17 protein-coding genes are annotated in these 18,641 nt (G+C 41.5%); all 17 read left to right on the top strand.

What is annotated here, in order from left to right; translation table 11 throughout:
* The first annotated feature begins 319 nt into the window (after positions 1 to 319).
* The 17 genes from lon (at position 320) to MHI45_RS11605 (ending at position 18,622) form a co-directional block, all read left to right on the top strand.
* Positions 320 to 2,683, top strand: coding sequence for an endopeptidase La (gene lon / locus MHI45_RS11685; RefSeq protein WP_076110719.1), 2,364 nt, complete (start codon positions 320 to 322; stop codon positions 2,681 to 2,683).
* A gap of 12 nt (positions 2,684 to 2,695) precedes the next feature.
* Entirely contained in the window at positions 2,696 to 3,367 is a 672-nt protein-coding gene (yihA, locus tag MHI45_RS11680) for a ribosome biogenesis GTP-binding protein YihA/YsxC (protein ID WP_076110718.1), read from the top strand.
* Between the two features lie 184 nt (positions 3,368 to 3,551).
* On the top strand, positions 3,552 to 3,785 hold the full coding sequence (locus MHI45_RS11675) for a hypothetical protein (RefSeq protein ID WP_341119080.1): 234 nt from the start codon (positions 3,552 to 3,554) through the stop codon (positions 3,783 to 3,785).
* 86 nt (positions 3,786 to 3,871) lie between these two features.
* Positions 3,872 to 4,141 carry a hypothetical protein gene (locus tag MHI45_RS11670; RefSeq protein ID WP_341119079.1) on the top strand — a complete coding sequence of 90 codons (270 nt, stop codon included), beginning with the start codon at positions 3,872 to 3,874 and terminating at the stop codon, positions 4,139 to 4,141.
* Positions 4,142 to 4,244: 103 nt separating this feature from the next.
* A complete protein-coding gene (locus MHI45_RS11665; RefSeq protein ID WP_076110716.1) occupies positions 4,245 to 5,027 on the top strand; it encodes a tyrosine-protein phosphatase in 783 nt (260 codons plus the stop codon).
* Positions 5,028 to 5,167: 140 nt separating this feature from the next.
* Positions 5,168 to 7,180, top strand: coding sequence for an S-layer homology domain-containing protein (locus MHI45_RS11660; protein WP_076110715.1), 2,013 nt, complete (start codon positions 5,168 to 5,170; stop codon positions 7,178 to 7,180).
* A gap of 99 nt (positions 7,181 to 7,279) precedes the next feature.
* Positions 7,280 to 8,056, top strand: coding sequence for a YveK family protein (locus MHI45_RS11655; RefSeq protein WP_076110714.1), 777 nt, complete (start codon positions 7,280 to 7,282; stop codon positions 8,054 to 8,056).
* Positions 8,037 to 8,726 (top strand): CpsD/CapB family tyrosine-protein kinase, encoded by a 690-nt coding sequence (locus tag MHI45_RS11650; RefSeq protein WP_076110713.1) that lies wholly within the window; start codon positions 8,037 to 8,039, stop codon positions 8,724 to 8,726. The genes MHI45_RS11655 and MHI45_RS11650 overlap by 20 nt, the downstream gene beginning before the upstream one ends.
* A gap of 40 nt (positions 8,727 to 8,766) precedes the next feature.
* On the top strand, positions 8,767 to 10,599 hold the full coding sequence (locus tag MHI45_RS11645; RefSeq protein ID WP_076110712.1) for a polysaccharide biosynthesis protein: 1,833 nt from the start codon (positions 8,767 to 8,769) through the stop codon (positions 10,597 to 10,599).
* 24 nt (positions 10,600 to 10,623) lie between these two features.
* The gene (locus MHI45_RS11640; RefSeq protein WP_076110711.1) at positions 10,624 to 11,388 is read left to right on the top strand and encodes a hypothetical protein; all 765 of its coding nucleotides are present in this window, start codon (positions 10,624 to 10,626) and stop codon (positions 11,386 to 11,388) included.
* Positions 11,385 to 12,404 carry a stalk domain-containing protein gene (locus MHI45_RS11635; RefSeq protein ID WP_076110710.1) on the top strand — a complete coding sequence of 340 codons (1,020 nt, stop codon included), beginning with the start codon at positions 11,385 to 11,387 and terminating at the stop codon, positions 12,402 to 12,404. Before MHI45_RS11640 ends, MHI45_RS11635 begins: the two co-directional genes overlap by 4 nt.
* A 57-nt stretch (positions 12,405 to 12,461) precedes the next feature.
* The gene (locus MHI45_RS11630) at positions 12,462 to 13,064 is read left to right on the top strand and encodes a sugar transferase (RefSeq protein WP_306080826.1); all 603 of its coding nucleotides are present in this window, start codon (positions 12,462 to 12,464) and stop codon (positions 13,062 to 13,064) included.
* 30 nt (positions 13,065 to 13,094) lie between these two features.
* Positions 13,095 to 14,396, top strand: a complete 1,302-nt coding sequence (locus MHI45_RS11625) for a 3-hydroxyacyl-CoA dehydrogenase family protein (RefSeq protein ID WP_076110708.1) — start codon at positions 13,095 to 13,097, stop codon at positions 14,394 to 14,396.
* Positions 14,397 to 14,416: 20 nt separating this feature from the next.
* Positions 14,417 to 15,682: an acetyl-CoA acetyltransferase gene (locus MHI45_RS11620; RefSeq protein WP_076110707.1), complete on the top strand. Its 1,266-nt coding sequence runs from the start codon at positions 14,417 to 14,419 to the stop codon at positions 15,680 to 15,682.
* Between the two features lie 11 nt (positions 15,683 to 15,693).
* Positions 15,694 to 16,341 carry an acetyltransferase gene (locus tag MHI45_RS11615; RefSeq protein WP_076110706.1) on the top strand — a complete coding sequence of 216 codons (648 nt, stop codon included), beginning with the start codon at positions 15,694 to 15,696 and terminating at the stop codon, positions 16,339 to 16,341.
* A 14-nt stretch (positions 16,342 to 16,355) separates the two neighbouring features.
* Positions 16,356 to 17,495, top strand: coding sequence for a DegT/DnrJ/EryC1/StrS family aminotransferase (locus MHI45_RS11610; RefSeq protein WP_076110705.1), 1,140 nt, complete (start codon positions 16,356 to 16,358; stop codon positions 17,493 to 17,495).
* A gap of 8 nt (positions 17,496 to 17,503) precedes the next feature.
* Positions 17,504 to 18,622, top strand: coding sequence for a glycosyltransferase family 4 protein (locus MHI45_RS11605; RefSeq protein WP_076110704.1), 1,119 nt, complete (start codon positions 17,504 to 17,506; stop codon positions 18,620 to 18,622).
* Positions 18,623 to 18,641: the final 19 nt, after the last annotated feature.

The raw sequence follows: 18,641 nt of genomic DNA, 5'->3' as shown, positions 1-18,641 counted from the left end.
TTTTCGTAAGTTTTTATTGTGGCTAGTGATATCAGCTCTTCGCTAGGGGTAGCGACCTTTTTTATACCCTTGTTTCTCCCTGGCTTTGTCACAGTTCCCACGGGTATACTCTACATGTGACGCGCAAATACTAAAAACTCCGTGTGTATTCAGAATCTATACACTTGGTTATTCTGTACAAACCCAACATCAACTTTTATGGATCATTATCAGACCTAGAACGTTTACACTGAAAGGCAGCCTGTTGGTGTTTTGATGCCGCTTTTGTTAGAATGAATGCATATGACACTACTTGAGAACCATGGGAGGTGCGAAAGCGATGATACCAAACAAAACAAAAGGTCGTCGTTTTCCTTTATTGCCCCTTAGAGGTCTTCTTGTGTACCCCAGTATGGTTCTTCATTTGGATGTGGGCCGCGAGAAGTCCGTTCGGGCGCTGGAAAAAGCTATGGTTGAAGATAGCCTGATTCTCCTCTGTTCACAGTCGGAAGTGAATATTGAGGAGCCGGGACAAGAAGATATTTTTCGGGTCGGTACCGTTGCGAATGTGCGGCAAATGCTGAAGCTTCCCAACGGCACGATTCGTGTGCTGGTGGAGGGCGTGGAGCGGGCCGAAATTATTCATTATATGGATAATGAGGAGTTTTACGAGGTGATGGCGCGCGAGCTGCCGGAGCAGGAGGATGTGGATCAGGAGAGTGACGCTCTAATGCGCACCGTACTGAGCCAATTCGAACACTACATCACTTTGTCCAAAAAAGTCACCCCAGAAACGCTTGCTGCTGTTTCCGATATTGAAGAGCCAGGAAGACTCGCCGATGTCATCACGAGCCATTTGGCACTGAAGATTAAGGATAAGCAGGAGATTCTGGAGACCATTGATGTCAGCAAACGCCTGGAGAAGCTGCTCGATATCCTTAACAATGAGCGTGAAGTGCTTGAACTTGAGCGCAAAATCAACCAGCGTGTGAAGAAACAGATGGAGAAAACCCAGAAGGAATATTATCTGCGTGAACAGATGAAAGCGATCCAGAAGGAGCTCGGTGAAAAAGAAGGCCGGGCCGGTGAAGCGGATGAGCTGCGCAGCCTGATGGAAGAAAAGAATCTGCCGGAACGTGTGCAGGAGAAAATCGAGAAGGAAATCGACCGCTTGGAAAAAATGCCGGCTAGCTCAGCGGAAGGCAGCGTCATCCGCAACTATGTGGATTGGCTGCTGAGTCTGCCTTGGAGCGAATCGACAGAGGATGATTTGGATATTCTGAAGGCGGAGCAGGTGCTGGATGCGGATCATTACGGTCTGGAGAAGCCGAAGGAACGGGTGCTGGAATATCTGGCCGTCCAAAAGCTGGTCAAGAAGCTGAAGGGCCCGATTCTCTGTCTGGTAGGACCTCCGGGTGTCGGCAAAACTTCGTTAGCTCGTTCAATTGCCCGTTCACTGAACCGCAAGTTCGTGCGCATTTCTCTGGGCGGTGTGCGGGATGAAGCTGAGATTCGCGGCCACCGCCGCACCTATGTCGGTGCAATGCCGGGCCGGATCATCCAGGGGATGAAGACAGCGGGCAGTGTTAATCCGGTCTTTCTCCTCGACGAAATCGACAAGATGGCGGCGGACTTCCGCGGCGACCCTTCGGCGGCACTGCTAGAGGTGCTTGACCCGGAGCAAAACAATACATTCAGCGATCACTTCGTCGAGTTGCCGTTCGACCTGTCGAATGTTATGTTCGTGACAACTGCGAATGCTGTGCATAATATTCCACGTCCACTGCTTGACCGGATGGAGATGCTCTTCATCCCCGGTTACACAGAACTGGAGAAACTGCAAATTGCCAGCCGTTATTTGCTGCCGAAGCAGCGTAAGAATCATGGCTTGGAGGATGAACAGCTGTCCATTGAAGATGACACCCTGCTGAAGATCGTCCGCGAATATACCCGGGAATCCGGGGTACGTAATCTGGAGCAGCAGATCGCGGCACTATGCCGCAAAGCAGCGAAGCAGATTGTATCCGATGAGAAGAAACAAGTCAGTATCCTGCCGGGTGAGGTCAAGGACTATCTCGGTGTATCGAAGTACCGTTACGGTATGGCCGAGTTGGAGGATCAGATTGGCACCGTAACCGGACTGGCATGGACCGAGGTTGGAGGCGACACGCTGCTGATCGAAGTTACGGTTGTTCAGGGCACTGGCAAGCTTACACTTACGGGACAGTTGGGTGATGTGATGAAGGAGTCGGCACAGGCCGCTTTTAGCTATACCCGTTCAAAGGCGGAGGAGCTGGGACTAGAGCCGGATTTTCATGAGAAAAACGACATCCACATTCACATCCCTGAAGGAGCAATACCGAAGGATGGCCCCTCTGCAGGGATCACCATTGCTACTGCATTGATCTCCGCACTGACCAAACGATATGTATCTAAAGACGTGGCAATGACGGGGGAGATTACGCTGCGCGGGCGTGTCCTGCCGATTGGCGGGCTCAAGGAGAAATCGCTGGCTGCCCACCGTGCCGGTTACAAAAAAATCCTTCTTCCGAAGGACAACGAGCGCGACCTCAAGGATATCCCGGAGAGCGTACGCAACGATGTGGAGTTTGTGCCTGTATCCCATATGGATCAGGTGCTGCAGCATGCGCTTGTTGAACATCATACAGAAATTAGCAGTGAAGCGCCGAGTAGTGTGCATTAGAAAGGAAGTCCTATGAAAGTTAACAATGCCGAATTTATCATCAGCGCCGTAGGCCCTGATCAATACCCAGTTGACGCCTTGCCGGAGATTGCTCTGGCAGGGCGCTCCAACGTAGGGAAGTCCTCCCTGATCAACCGGATGATTAACCGTAAAAATCTGGCCCGTACCAGCTCCACACCGGGCAAGACACAGCATATGAACTATTACCGTGTCAATGAAGATATGTATTTTGTTGACTTCCCGGGCTACGGGTATGCCAAAGTTTCCAAAACCCAACGTGCCTCATGGGGGAAAATGGTCGAAAAGTATATGGCAGAGCGGGACACGCTAAGGCTTATTCTGCTTATAGTGGATTTGCGCCACCCACCGACCAGTAATGACAAAATGATGTTTGATTGGCTGAAGCATTATGATTTGCCGCTCTGCGTGGTGGCAACCAAAGCGGACAAGATCCCAAAGACCCGCTGGCCTAAACATATCAAAATTATGAAACAGGAGCTCGGTGTATTGCCGGGGGATAATTTCATTTCCTTTTCCTCGGAGCTGGGCCTCGGCAAAGATGAACTGTGGGAACTGATTGAGAGCTATTGCCTTCCTTCCGAAGAAGATATAGAGGATGAGCAAGAAAGCCAGGAACCCGGAGAAGCATCTCGGTCTCAGTCTGAGGATACTTCTGAAGAATAAGTTGGTCCTGATATATGGGGAATATGCGTATATCATAGGATCAATGCGAATTCCTCACCTATTCTCCCATTTCCACGCCATAAGAGGGATTAACGGTCTTTAGCCTGCTTTAGCATGAGAGAAACCCGCCGCTCTACGTTGTATAATCAATCTAATGATTGCTATAAAGAATAGAGGGATGGTTATGGCTCAGCGATTGGCGACGGAATATGTGAATACAACTTTGCAAATGACAGAATTTCAGATGAACCAGTTTCTGCTCACAGCCGATACCTGCTATATTAGCCACCGTGTAAAGGTCCTCGGAGGTGGAGAACAGGAGATTGTACTGGAGGAAAACGGGGGGGGGAAGCGATTCGCCTCAATGTGGAACGCCGGGGGCATCTCTATATCTGCACGTTTTCCTGCCGGGTGGTGAACCCCCATCTGAATAATGCAGTCCGCAAGCTCTTCGTCACTTATAAAGGTTCTGGTTCAGTGAATAGGATTTATCAAGGATTCACAATGGAGTATTATTATGAGAGTGGATCGGTCCGCCGGATTTCAGAGCTTACTGCTAATGGCAGCAAACTGATTTATCAGCATAAACAGTCCTTATCGGAGATGATGACTCTCTTTAAGTCTGACGCTATAGAACGCGAGATTGCGGCGCTGCGCCTCGAAATTGATAGTTTATTAGATTGCAGACTTACCGTCCAGAGCGATAAAATGATAGGTGAAATTGACGGTAAACTTGCAGCAATAAACCGGCGTTTGATAGAATTGGAATTGTAGGAATAAATTACACATTAATTCTAGCGATTATTCCCCAGTGAAATGGTTGTGTTTTTGCGAAAAATCTATAAAATAAAGCTAGAAAAGGATCGATAAAAAGTATATGATCGATATTCATAACCACATTTTACCTTTTATGGATGATGGAGCTGCAGACTGGGAAGCGGCTCTCGCTATGGCACAGGACGCCCAGAAGGATGGTATTTCTACGGCAATAGCTACACCTCACCATGCCAATGGAGTATATATGAATCCCGCTCCAAATATTGGACAAGCCGTTCAGCTTCTGAATGAGAGACTTCAACAAGCTGGTATTAACCTGCTAGTACTACCTGGTCAGGAGATCCGCATATACGGGGATCTCCTAATTGATTTGGAACAAGGCCGGTTGCTGACGCTTGCGGGATCAAAGTATATATTGCTAGAAATGCCTTCTTCTCGGGTACCACGCAGCATGGAGGAAACTTGCCATGAGCTTATGATTCAAGGTTTTGTCCCAGTCATTGCCCATCCGGAGCGCAACGCTGAAATTGCTGAAGATCCCACCAAATTAGAAAGATTAATAGAGCTGGGAGCACTAGGACAAGTCACAGCGCAGAGTATTGCCGGAGTCTTTGGAAGCAAACTGCAGAAGCTATCGCTCGACCTGTGTCGAAGAAACGCTGTTCATGTGATCGCTTCCGATGCGCATGACAGCCATCATCGGCCCTTTGGTCTCAGTGAAGCTTACAACGTTGTGGAGAAAGAACTGGGGGCTGCCGTTTCCGACTGTTTCCGCCACAATTCACAGAGAATTATCGCCAACGAGGAGCTAGTTCGAGTGCTTTATACGGGTTCCCGCAAAAAAAGTCAAAAAATCTTCGGAATATTTTCTCGTAAAGCGTGACCAATCTCTCGAATAGTGGTAGAATGGGTAATACTGGGTTATTGTTACATTTTATTTGAATAGAGTTGGCTTAGTGTGACCTATTCTAACAGCAACAGCAGTAACAGATTCAACACTACATACAAAGAGGTGGATGAAAAGTGACTTTGAAGAAAAAATTAGCAGTATCAACACTAGCAGTAAGTATGGCAGCAGCATCTGTAGCAGGCTTCCCTTTCAGCAGCCAAGGCTTGGCTAAACATTTGAATGGCGTTGCATCTGCGGCATCTAGCAATGACGTAATTTTTACAGCTTTGAAAGATCGTGCAAATGTGTTGTACGCAACTTTGGCAGAAGCGGACAAACAAATCCTGCGTGATTTCCGTGGAGAGCTTCAGGGCTTGACTCAAGCACAATTGGAAGCGGATTTTGCTCCCGTGACGGATAAGTTGACTTTCCTGACACAGGCTGACAAATCTCTATTACACAAACTTTATGTGGAGATCGTTACATCTGTATATACTCCTGAGTATTCAGCAGTAACTGACATTCAGAAGTCTGAGAACTACCAAGCTTACAAAGACTTGGTGAAGAAGATTGCTGGAGAAATTGGTCTGCCTAACCTAACTGTTGATGAAGTATACACTTCTATCTTCGGTGCAAATGGTGTTGAACAAACATTGATTCCTCTCTTCAAGGGACAAAGTGAAGCTGTGATTCTTGCAGCGTTGCAAGACGAGAACAGTGCTCTTTTCAAACAAGCCAAAGAAGCTACTCTTAAAGTTGCAGTGGGTTCCTCTACTGTTAATGGTGTGCTTAACGGACTCAATAAGTTCGGAGTAACCAGAGCGGATCTTGCAGCAGTGAAAAACAAGCTGCAAAATGAACCATCTGTTACTAAAGAAAAAGCTGCGCTATTGGTACTTGCAAGAGCATATTACAACGCATACCTCCAAGCTGGCGGTAACAATGGCGGTAACAATGGCGGTAATAACGGTGGCGGTACTGGTGGTACAGTAGTCACTAATCCTACTGCTACGCCCGGTATCTATGATGTATCCAAGCTTGTAAGCATTGTAGGTGATGTGGCTACATTGAATCTGGTTGACGCCGATGTACTCAAAGCATTTGATGCCCTTCTGGCTGCAAACCCTGGAAAAACCGGTCTTACCCTAACATTGAACCTCGGAACAGTGAATGCTAAGACTGTAAAAGTTCCATTGTCCAAAGTGATTATTGAAGCTGCTAAAGCTAAAGGTATCGCGAACATTGCTATTACTTTTAACGGACTGACTGTAACTATTCCGGTAGCACAATTCAGCGATGCTGTTACTTTGACTACTACAACAGGTGAAGATGCTACGGTAACTTCGATTTCCAAGTTGAAACTGGCTTCTAAAGTATACGACTTCGGTTTGACAGTTGGTGGCGTGGCTACAACAACATTTAAACAACCGCTGACTATTAAACTGCCGCTTAAGGATACTACAGGTCTTGATAAAGAACTGCTGTCCGTAGCAAAAGTTGTATACAGTGATCTGCAATTCCAAGGTGGCGTGCTGGACGGCGAACATATTGTTGAGCCGCGTGATACGTTCTCATCCTATGCAGTTCTCGAGAACAAGGTTAGCTTTAGTGATATTGCAAAAGTTCAATCTTGGGCTGGAAGACAAATTCAAGTCGTAGCTGCTAAGGGCGCGATTGAAGGTATCGGAAATGGTAAATTTGCTCCTAAGAACAATGTTACCCGTGCGGAATTCGCTAAGATGCTGGTTCGTGCGTTGAACTTGGAAAACAGCACAGCAACTGAAAACTTCAGCGATGTGAGCTCTACTGCTTGGTACGCTCCTTATGTAGCTGTTGCTGCAGAGAAGGGTATTATCCAAGGCCGCACTTCAACTACATTCGATCCAACTGCGACTATTACGCGCGCTGAGATGGCGACACTGATCTCCCGTGCATTGAAATTGACTCACCCAGATGCAACGACAGATGCTTCGGCTCTGAACAAATTCACTGATGCTGCTAAGATCAATGCTACGCTGAAAGATGGAGTAGCCTTCGCTGCTAGCAACAACTTGGTAATCGGAAATGCTGGTAAGTTCAACCCTACAAACACAGCTAGCCGTGCAGAAGCTGCAGTAATTATCTATCGTACTATTAACTTCAAGTAAGCAATAAGCAAGTGGAGAGCCTCCTCTCGTCTACGTGAGAGGGGGCACTTTTTTAGCGTGGATTGAAATATTACAGAAACAGCTTGGAGGGAAATTCACTTGTCAGCACAAGAATTGGATCTTCGCGATTATTTTCAAATTGTGAGGAAGAGACTTTGGATGATTGTTAGTATTGTTATAGTGGTTAGTATACTTGCCGGAATATATAGTTTGTTTATCAAGAATCCCGTATATGAAGCTTCCACGAAGATTATTGTGAATCAGACGCCTACACAATCTACGGTAGGTCAGCTTGATCTTAACCAGATCAACACGAACATACAGCTGATTAATACGTACAAGGAAATTATCAAGACACCGGCGATTCTAGACGTCGTAGCCAAAAACTATCCGCAATTTAATGCCACTGCGGAGGAGTTGTTGAAAAAAGTAAACGTGAGTTCCGTAAATAATACGCAGGTGATGACACTTGTCGTTCGAGATAATTCATACCAGAGAGCTGCAGAAATTGTGAATGCCATTTCACTTGTGTTCAAGCAAGAAATTCCTTCGCTGTTCAATGTACAGAACGTTTCCATTCTAAATGAAGCCAAGACCAACCCGCCTGTTGCGCCTGGGCCAGTTGAACCCAATGTAATTATGAACGTTGCTATTGCTTTCATCGTTGCCCTAATGATTGGACTCGGGATTGCCTTCCTGCTGGATTATATGGATGATACGCTGAAGACTGAAGATGATATTGAGAAATATCTCGGTCTGCCAACAATTGCTATGATCACAAGAGTGGGTCAAGAAGAAGGCAAAGGGACCGAAACACAAGCACAGTTATTGTCCAGAAAGGCGGGGGAACTCGAACATGTCACAGCAACCAAATAACCAACAACGCCATCTGATTACCGTGACGAACCCTCGTTCACCTATTTCTGAAGCTTTTCGTGCGCTACGTACCAATATTGATTTTTCTTCCGTGGATGAACAGATTCAAGTAATTATGATTACCTCATCTGGTCCGGAAGAAGGGAAGTCTACTGTCTCTGCCAACCTAGCGGCTGCTTATGCTCAGGCCGACAAGAAAGTATTGTTAATTGACGGAGATTTACGTAAACCAACAGCCCACAAGACTTTTTCTCTAAGTAATCGTTACGGTTTATCCTCGCTGTTATCTCAACAGGCTGTACTCAAAGAAGTGGTTCAGGAGTCTGGAGTGAATAATCTCTACTTGATGACTTCTGGCCCAATTCCTCCGAATCCTGCTGAAATGCTGGCTTCGAATCGGATGAGCACAGTAATTCAAGAATTAAGACAGAATTTTGATGTGATCCTGATTGATACACCGCCATTATTGGCTGTTACAGATGCGCAGATTGTTGCTTCTAAGAGTGACGGAGTCATTATGGTAGTGAGTTATGGCAAGGTCAAACGGGATATTGCTGCCAAAGCTAAAGGGAATCTGGATCGTGTAGGCGCTAAAATGCTGGGTGTAGTACTCAACAATGTCAAACGCAAAGCCAGCGAAGGCTACTATTATTACTACTATGGAAATTAATGTACTGTAGAGAAATTTGTTATTTTTGGAGGCACTAAAAATGACAGCGAAATCCAGAGTGTTCTTGTTATTCCTAATTGATCTAGTTATTATTTGGCTTAGTATTGTGACGTCTTATATGTTTCGATTTTATGACGGAATCCCCCATGAATATGTTATTCAGATGTTACAATTTGGTCTGATCTCGTCGGTTGCTATCGGGGGGAGTTTGATTTACTTCGGTCTTTATCGGCGGATGTGGCAATATGCTAGCATTGGAGAAATTGTTTCTATTTTTAAAGCCATTGTAATAGGCGCAATAATCTCTTATGTTGTCGCACTGTTGCTTCTTCCAGCACGCGTTCCCTTTGGGGTAGAAGTTCGGGCAATGGAGACGATTTTGGTATTAGTAGGTGGAGTTCGTTTCTTGTGGAGAGTTTTCCATAATGATCGGATTAACTATAAGGATACCGAAACTCATGCTATTATTGTTGGAGCAGGGAATTGCGGAATGCTGATTGCCAAGGAGATGATGGGCCCTTCTTTCGCTCAAACTAAGATTGTTGGATTTATTGATGATGATAATAATAAATATCATATGTCGATATTGGGCTTGCCAGTTTTGGGCAACAGATATGATTTACCACGTCTTGTTAAAGAAAAACACATTCATGAGATTATTATTGCGATGCCTTCTGTGTCCAGAACTGAAATCTCTGAGATTATTAATCTGGGGAAGACAACAGGAGCTAAGTTGAAGATTATTCCTGCTTTGAACGACCTTATTTCTGGGAAAATATCCGTAAAGAAGCTTCGTGATGTAAGTGTAGAGGATTTGTTAGGGCGTGAGCCTATTGTGGCTGATCTGAATGGTATCCTGGGCTATGTTCACAACAAGACAGTTATGGTAACAGGGGCAGGAGGATCCATCGGCTCTGAGCTCTGCCGGCAGGTTGCACCTTTTGCTCCGGACAAGCTGTTGCTGCTTGGACATGGTGAAAATAGTATTTACACTATTGAAATGGAATTGCGTAAGAAGTTTCCCGAACTCGAAATCGTTACGGTAATCGCCGATGTGCAGGACCGTAGTCGATTGATGGATGTATTTCGTACATTTAGACCGCATGTTGTCTTTCATGCGGCAGCGCATAAGCACGTTCCTCTAATGGAGCGTAATCCTTCGGAAGCCATCAAGAATAATGTGTTTGGTACCCGAAATGTGGCAGATGGTGCTGACCGATTCGGTGCAGAACGTTTTGTAATGATCTCTTCAGACAAGGCTGTTAATCCTACCAGTGTGATGGGGGCGACCAAACGAATTGCCGAGATGTACGTACAGAGCTTAAACACTACAAGTCAGACTAAATTTTCAGCTGTACGTTTTGGTAATGTATTGGGCAGTCGTGGCAGTGTAATCCCCGCTTTCAAGCAGCAGATCGCTGCTGGTGGTCCGGTAACTGTAACTCATCCCGAGATGGTTAGATACTTTATGACCATACCGGAAGCTGTACAATTGGTCATTCAATCCGGTTCTTTTGCCAAAGGCGGCGAAGTATTTGTATTGGATATGGGGGAACCGGTGAAAATATTGACTTTGGCTGAAGATCTGATTACATTATCCGGCTTTGAACCTTACAAGGATATTGACATTACTTTCTCGGGAATTCGAGAAGGGGAGAAACTATACGAAGAGTTGCTTACAGATGAAGAAAATCTAGGCTCAACACAGCATGATCGGATATTTATTGGTAGACCCAATGTGGTTAGTCAAAATCAGTTAGAATTGGAATTTAAGCGTCTGGAGCGTGTATTGGCAGAGGAGCCGAGTGCGATTCGAGAGGTTATTAATCAGATTGTTCCTATGCAGCCTGTTGCTCAAGCCGCTATTAGCTGACTATAATGATCGGAGGGAATTGCTATGTTCAACAAGAGATGGAAGAAAGTACTTGCATGGTCTCTGTCTGTTATTTTAGTATTAGCAATCGGAGGATTGTTTGCTGCTAATTATGCTGTTGATAAGCTTATGACTTCAATGGCTGGAGGTTTAGATTTAGAATCTGACAATGCATTAGATAGCCAAACTGTAGTAGAAGAAACGCCTGAAGTAACTACAGCACCGACTGCAGCAGCGACTACAGGACAAACTGCAGCAGCAACTCCTGATATAACTACTAATGTGAACACTAGTAATGATGACGCCCCTGTTGAGACTGTGTTGCCTAAGCATACAGCAAATGTAGTTGAGGAAACAGAACGGCCAGCAACAACAGAGAGTACATCCAAGAATAGCGGAAAGAAGACGGGTCCCGTCACCACTAAACCAACAAGTAGTCCAGCCGTTGTGGAGAATAATAATCTTGATGGGTATTCTGCACAGGTATCAGCTGATAAGGCTAAGGATATCCAAGAAAATGTAACTATTAAAGAAAAAGCAGATGTTGCATCGATAGTCATGAGTCAGTTAAGTGTATCCGATATTAAGCGATTGCAGGAATTGGCTTCAGGTGGCTTAACCATTGAAGAAAAACGTGAAGCACGTAGTATCATTCTTGGTAAGGTTTCGGAAGATCAATATAATGAACTATCACAGATTGCTAAGAAGTATGGTGTGAGTGAAGGGAAGACACAAGAGCAAGTTTTAGCAGAAGAAAAAGCATTCGAAGAAGGAAGTGAACAACAATGAGCAAAGTCAAGATTCCAGCGGCAGCTCTGTTGCTGCTTTTGTCAATAGGTGCAGCTCCACTAACGGCATCAGCGCCTTTATCCGCATCTGCTGCATCAGTAGCGTCTGTAACAACTCCAGCTGTTAACAACAACGTAATTAAAGTTCAAAATATTAATGTTAAGACGATATTTGATGGTATAAGTATGGTACCACCTTCTGGTCAGTTGGTGTTTATTCATAACAATACAACTTATGTACCACTTCGCTTTATGTCTTATGCGCTTCAAAAGAGTGTGGCTTGGGATGCTAAGAATCTTAAGGTTACAGTAAACGAACCTAGCTCTTCGGAGTTGGTAGTGATAAAAGAATATTTGATGAATGTAACGAACAACAAGGATACTTTTGTTTCAAAGAGTGTAACTTTAAGTGATGTGAAAGCTAACTTTGTTTTTAATGGAAAAGCCAAAACTCTCCCCAAAAGTCAATCTAGTTATTTAGTGAATGGAACTTTATATGTGCCACTTCGCTTCCTTTCGGAATCAGTCGGGAATGAAATCTCCTGGGATCAAAAGACGATGACAATTACCGCTAAATCTAAGGACTACGTAGAACATATAAAAGAAGAACAAATGAATGGGGGGAATACAGCAGGTAATATAGGACCCGAACCATCCCCTACAGCAAGTTCTTCCCCAACTGGTGGTTCAAGTGCTACAGGGAAAGTCTCATACGAAGAAATTACAAGTGCAACTGAATCCAAACTTAATAGCTTAAAATCACAAAGTAAATCAACATTATTCAATACGGCAATGGAATATCTAGCAGCTCAAGACGATGCTAGCAAAGCAAGTGTTATAGCTAAGGGGAAACAGCAATTAGCATCATTTACGTCCAGTTTTAATAGTATAGTGTCAGATGCTGAACAACAATTAAAAGCTAACGGTTATAGTACGGATATTATTAATCAGTATAGAAGTGCATTTGAATCGGAAATCCAAAATGGATTAAATGCAGTTGCAGGTATGGCGGACTAAACTCCGCCTCTTAATTTATATAGAAGAGGATAAGAGAACATGAAGCCGTATCTATTAATAAAGAGAATGCTTGATTGTTTTTTTGCTTGTTTACTACTAATTATTGCTTCCCCTATCATGTTCGCAGCAAGTATAGCTATAATGGTAAGTTCTAAAGGGCCTCTATTATTTCGTCAGAAGCGGCCAGGAATAAATGGTGAGATTTTTACAGTCTTTAAGTTTAGAACAATGTCGTTGGATAGAGATTCAAATGGAGACTTATTGCCAGATATAGAGAGAATGACTAGAGTAGGATCTTTTTTGCGGAAGACAAGTATCGATGAATTGCCTCAGTTATTTAATATTATCCGTGGCGAAATGAGTTTCATAGGTCCAAGACCACTTCTTGTTGAATACTTGGAGTACTATTCAAAAGAAGAATTACGAAGACATGATGTTATTCCAGGGATTTCAGGATGGGCACAAGTTAATGGGCGCAATTCAATATCATGGGATGAGAAGTTCAAATTAGATCTCTGGTATGTGGATCACATAAGTTTCTTACTTGACTTAAAGATAGTGATAAAAACAATGTTAAATGTTATTAGAAAGACGGGAATAAATAATTCGGAAGTCATCACTATGTCTTCATTATCATCTTTAAGAAAACATAACTCATAATGCTTTAAAAAGGCTCACTTGGAGGATTCTATGTTAAACATAAATACAGTGACAGTTATAGGTGCTAATGGCGCTATGGGGGCAGCAGTAGCTGGTATTTTTGCTTCTTTTGGAAATGTAAAGGTGAACATGGTAAGCAGAACTCTTAGTAAGTCAATGGAGGGAATTGAAAAAGCGGTAAAATCTGTTAGGGCGGATTCTATCAGGAGAAATTTGGTCGCTCGTTCATATGAAGACTTGGCAGATTGTATTGTTGAGTCTGATTGGGTATTTGAGTCAGTAGCAGAAAATTATGATATTAAAAATGAAATTAATACTGTTATTTCAAGATATAGAAAGCCAGGTACAATTGTTAGTACTGGTACATCAGGGCTTTCAATAGAGATATTAAAGAATGTATTTGATAAAGAGGCACAATCATTATATTTTGTGACTCATTTCTTTAATCCACCATATAGTCTGCCTTTATGTGAATTAATACCCAACGAGTCTGCGGATCGGGAAACTATAGAATCACTTAAAGTTTATCTGGAACAAGTTTTAATAAGAAAAGTAGTTGTACTCAAGGATGCTCCAGCCTTTCTTGCTAACCGCATAGGATTTCAATTTATGAATGAAGCACTTCAATTCGCAGAACTCTATGAAGACAGAGGTGGCATTGATTATATCGATGCCATTTTAGGTCCTTTTACTGGAAGAGGAATGGCTCCATTAGTGACTGTTGATTTTATAGGTCTTGATGTATATAAAGCAATTACAGATAATCTCTATCAGAATATTTCTGATCTCTATAGTAATTCGTTTTTGTTACCTCAATATATAGATCGTCTCATTAAAGAGAATAAGCTGGGAAGAAAGTGCGGACAGGGATTATATAAACTTGATAGAGACAGCACTGGCAAGAAACATATATTCGTCTACGATATTAAATCACAAACTTATCGATCTAAAATTAAATATTCATTTTATTTCGTTGAAAAAATGGTCGCTGCAATTAAAGAGTCTAAGTACGACGAGGCTATTGAAATACTCCTTAATAATGACTCCGAAGAAGCGAGAATTTGTAGTTACTTCTTGATTAAATATGTTGTTTATTCTGTATTTGTCGCGAATGAGATTGCTGATAGTATCCAAGATGCGGATACAGTCATGGCATTTGGATTTAACTGGGTACCGCCACTTGCATTAGTTGAGCTATTTGGTGGCAAAGAAGCAATAATTGATCTTATGAAAAAAGATGACAGGCTGATCCCGTTCATACTAACATTCAGTGCAACAGAAATTTATCCTTCAAAGTTGGATTACAGAAGGTATATAAGAGCTAAATTCTAGATTTATCGTGGGGGATAAGAATGAGCAGAGTGTATATACTCGGTGGAGAACAAAGTGACTATGAACGGAATTGGAGTAAAGAAGGAAAGACTCTTGCAGGAATGTTTAGAGAAATAATAGAGGATGGCTTGCTATTAACTAATATTTCTATAGAAGAGATAAATAAATTAAATACTCAAAATAAAGTCGGAGCCTTCATAGGGAATTTTGCAGCAGAAAACTACCTGTCACAAGGCCATTTAGGGGCATTTCTAACTGAGGTTGATGAAGTGTTCTATGGTCTTCCATCTGCACGTTACGAGGCAGCTTGCGCATCGGGATCGGTAGCGATTGACACTGCTGTGGCCAAAATTAAAAGTCAAGAGTACGACTTGGCTATTGTTGTGGGAATTGAGATGATGAAGACTGTTAACAGTAAGCTAAGTGGATCTTTTCTTGGAAGTGCAGCTTACTTTGAGAAAGAAGCAGAAGGGATTGATTTTCCGTTCCCAAACTTATTTAGCAAATTAGCTGATGTAACGATTGAGAAATATAATCTTGACCCAAATCGTTATATGGATAATCTTGCCGAGATATCTTATATTAACTACTCAAATGCTAAGAGGAACCCAAAATCACAAACGAGAAATTGGTTCATGAATAAATCGCAATCCAGTCAAAGGAAAACGGAATCGAATCCATTAGTGGGAGGAAGATTGTCTGTTAGTGATTGTTCTCAAACAACGGATGGAGCGGCTATAGTATTTCTTGCTTCAGAGGAATATGCAAGAGATTATTGTAGGGCAAATAATCTTCAGCTAAGAGATATGCCTTACATAAAGGGATATGGGCATAGAGTTGCTCCACTTACATTTAATTCAAAAGTTAGAGAAAGTAATAATGAAGCTTATCTCTTAAAATGGACAAGAACTGCAGTTCAAGATGCTTATTCTAGAGCTGGTTTAAACGTTGAAACAATGGACTTGTTCGAGATTCATGACTGTTTTACATCAAGTGAATATGCGTCTTTATCATGTTTGGGACTAACTCAGCCAGGAAGAGAATTTGAAGCTATAGAATCAGGATTAATATCGTTTCAAGGTTCAAAACCTGTAAATCCAAGTGGAGGACTTATTGGTGGTGGTCATCCTGTTGGTGCCTCAGGTGTAAGAATGTTGTTGGACTTATACAAACAAATTTCTAATAACGCGGGAGATTACCAAGTTGAGGGTGCCAAGAATGCAATGATGTTGAATATAGGCGGTTCAGCAACGACAAACTATTCCTTTATTGTAGGTAAGGATTAGAGGGGGAAAACATGCAAGATCTTGTTCTTATCGGTGCAGGGGGATTTGGAAGAGAGGTCGCTTGGCTCGTAAGCAATATTAACAAAATTCAAGAAACTTGGAATATCATCGGATTTATTGATGAGAACCCTGTTCTAACTGGGAGTACTATCAATGGCTTTCCAGTATTAGGTGGAATAGAATGGTTGGAATCAACAGATAAACATATCTTTATATGTTGTACAATAGGAAATCCAATACTCAGAGAGAAAATGATTTCAATAGCTTCAAAATGTTCCAATGTAAGTTTTGCAACACTCATTGATCCTTCTGTTTTATTGTCTGAATTCGTAGAGATTGGTGAGGGCAGCATAATTTGTGCGGGCAGCATTCTAACTGTTAATATCACTATTGGTCGTCATGTTATTATAAATCTTGATTGTACCATTGGTCATGATGCTATAATTAATGATTTTTGTACATTGTATCCGAGTGTAAATGTCTCTGGGAGCACAATAATTAAATCCAATGTTGAAGTAGGAACGGGGACACAAATTATTCAAGGTATTACTATAGAAGAAGGAACAATAGTTGGAGCAGGTGCTGTAGTTGTGAAAGGTTTACCGGCAAATTGCACTGCAGTTGGTTCTCCAGCGAAGCCTATTAAATTCAATAAGTAAAAGGTGACGAAAATATGAAAAATGATCGAATTTTCCTTTCTCCCCCTCATATGAGTGGCAATGAGATGAAATATATACAAGAAGCTTTTGAGACAAATTGGATAGCTCCATTGGGAGCTAATGTAGACAAATTTGAAGAAGAAATTTGTGATTATATTGGTGTTAATCATGCATTAGCTTTATCTTCGGGAACAGCCGGGATTCATTTAGCATTAAAGTATTATGGAGTTGGACCAGGAGATTATGTATTTTGTTCTGATTTGACTTTTGCGGGTAGTTGCAATCCCATTTTGTATCAATATGCGAATCCAGTATTTATAGACTCGGAACCGGATACTTGGAATATGTCTCCTGTTGCTCTCGAAAAAGCCTTTGAATGGGCTTGGAATGAGCATAAAATGCCCAAAGCTGTAATTATTGTTGATCTCTATGGACAAAGTGCTGACTATGATCAACTTCTGCCTATATGCAAAAAATATGGTGTTCCAGTAATTGAAGATGCTGCGGAGGCACTGGGGGCAACCTATAAAGGCAAAAAGTGTGGTACATTCGGTGATATAAGTGTATTTTCATTTAATGGAAACAAGATCATCACTACTTCTGGTGGAGGAATGGTTGTTTCAAACAATGAAGCTGCAATTAAGAAAATGCGTTTTTGGGCAACACAATCTAGAGAAGCAACTAAGCATTATGAACATAAAGAAGTAGGATACAATTATCGCATGTCTAATATTTGTGCAGGAATTGGTAGAGGCCAATTAGAAGCATTAGAATCAAGAATTAAGAGTAAAAAGAAAATATTTGAAAATTATACAAATGGTTTTGAAAACAACCCAATAAATTTGATGCCAATTAGTGAATATGGAACTCCTAATTATTGGTTGAGTGTCTTAACTGTTAAAAAGGATTACGGAATAACTATAGAACAAATTCTAACACAATTAGAAAGAGAAAATATAGAAGCAAGACCAGTTTGGAAACCAATGCATATGCAAACCTTGTTTGAAAACTATAAGTTTTACTCTCACTACAATGATAACAATAATACAGTTGGTCAAGAATTATTTGAAAAAGGAATCTGTTTACCGTCAGGTAGTACATTGAACGAAGAAGAACAGAATTCTATCATTAAATTAATAAAAATGTTGTATTAGGAGATAAAATGAAAAAAAAAGTTCTCTTTTGTGCCACTGTGGATTATCATATTAAGGCATTTCATTTACCATACCTAAAATGGTTTCAGGAACAAGGGTGGGAAGTTCATGTAGCAGCAAGTGGTAATCTGGAATTACCTTATGTCGATGTTAAATATGATATAGGGATAGCACGCTCTCCATTTAAGAAACAGAATATAACAGCAATTAAGAAACTAAAGGACACTATTAAGTTAAATAACTATCAAATTATTCATTGTCATACTCCAATGGGAGGCTTAGTCACCCGTTTAGCTGCAAAAAAGGCAAGAGAATATGGCACAAAAGTTATTTATACAGCCCATGGGTTTCACTTTTATAAAAATGCGCCATTGATAAATTGGATGTTATTCTATCCAATAGAAAAATGGTTATCACGATACACAGATTGTTTGATAACAATTAATACTGAGGACTATAACGCCGCAAATTCGTTAGGTTTCAAAATGAAGACAGTTAAGCATGTTAACGGAGTGGGGGTGGATTCCGAACGATTTCGACCACATTGCACAGAGGAAATTGAAAAGATACGTATGAAGAATAAATATAGTAATAATCAATTTCTAATGATTTATGCTGCTGAATTAAATAAAAATAAAAATCAAGAGTTTTTAATACGAAGTATATCAAAACTTAAGAATACTATCCCAAATGTCCGTTTACTACTAGTTGGAAAAGGGTTATTATCCGATTACTACAAAGACATATCCAAATCTGAAGGTCTTGAAGAATATATAGATTTTTTGGATTATAGAGAAGACTTACATGAATTATATCCAATGTGTGATGTTGCAGTTTCGTCAAGTCTAAGGGAAGGACTGCCTGTGAACATCATTGAAGCAATGTCTTGTGGCTTACCGATTGTTGCCTCCAAGAATCGTGGTCATAACGAACTGGTAGAACACAATAAAAATGGATTTTTATTTAATTTGAATACTCCAGATGAATTCTATAAATTTATATCCACACTTTATGAAGAAAAAAATAAAAGAGAAGTTGTGAAATTTGAAAGTTTAGAGAGATCTCAATTGTTTTCGTTAAATCGTGTAATGAGTCAAATGATTAGCATATATAATTCTTATTTGTAGTTATCTAAATAGAGGTGAA

The organism is Paenibacillus sp. FSL H3-0321, from assembly GCF_038002865.1.
Taxonomy (GTDB): domain Bacteria; phylum Bacillota; class Bacilli; order Paenibacillales; family Paenibacillaceae; genus Paenibacillus_AQ.
This window is presented reverse-complemented; position numbering and strand designations above follow the sequence as displayed.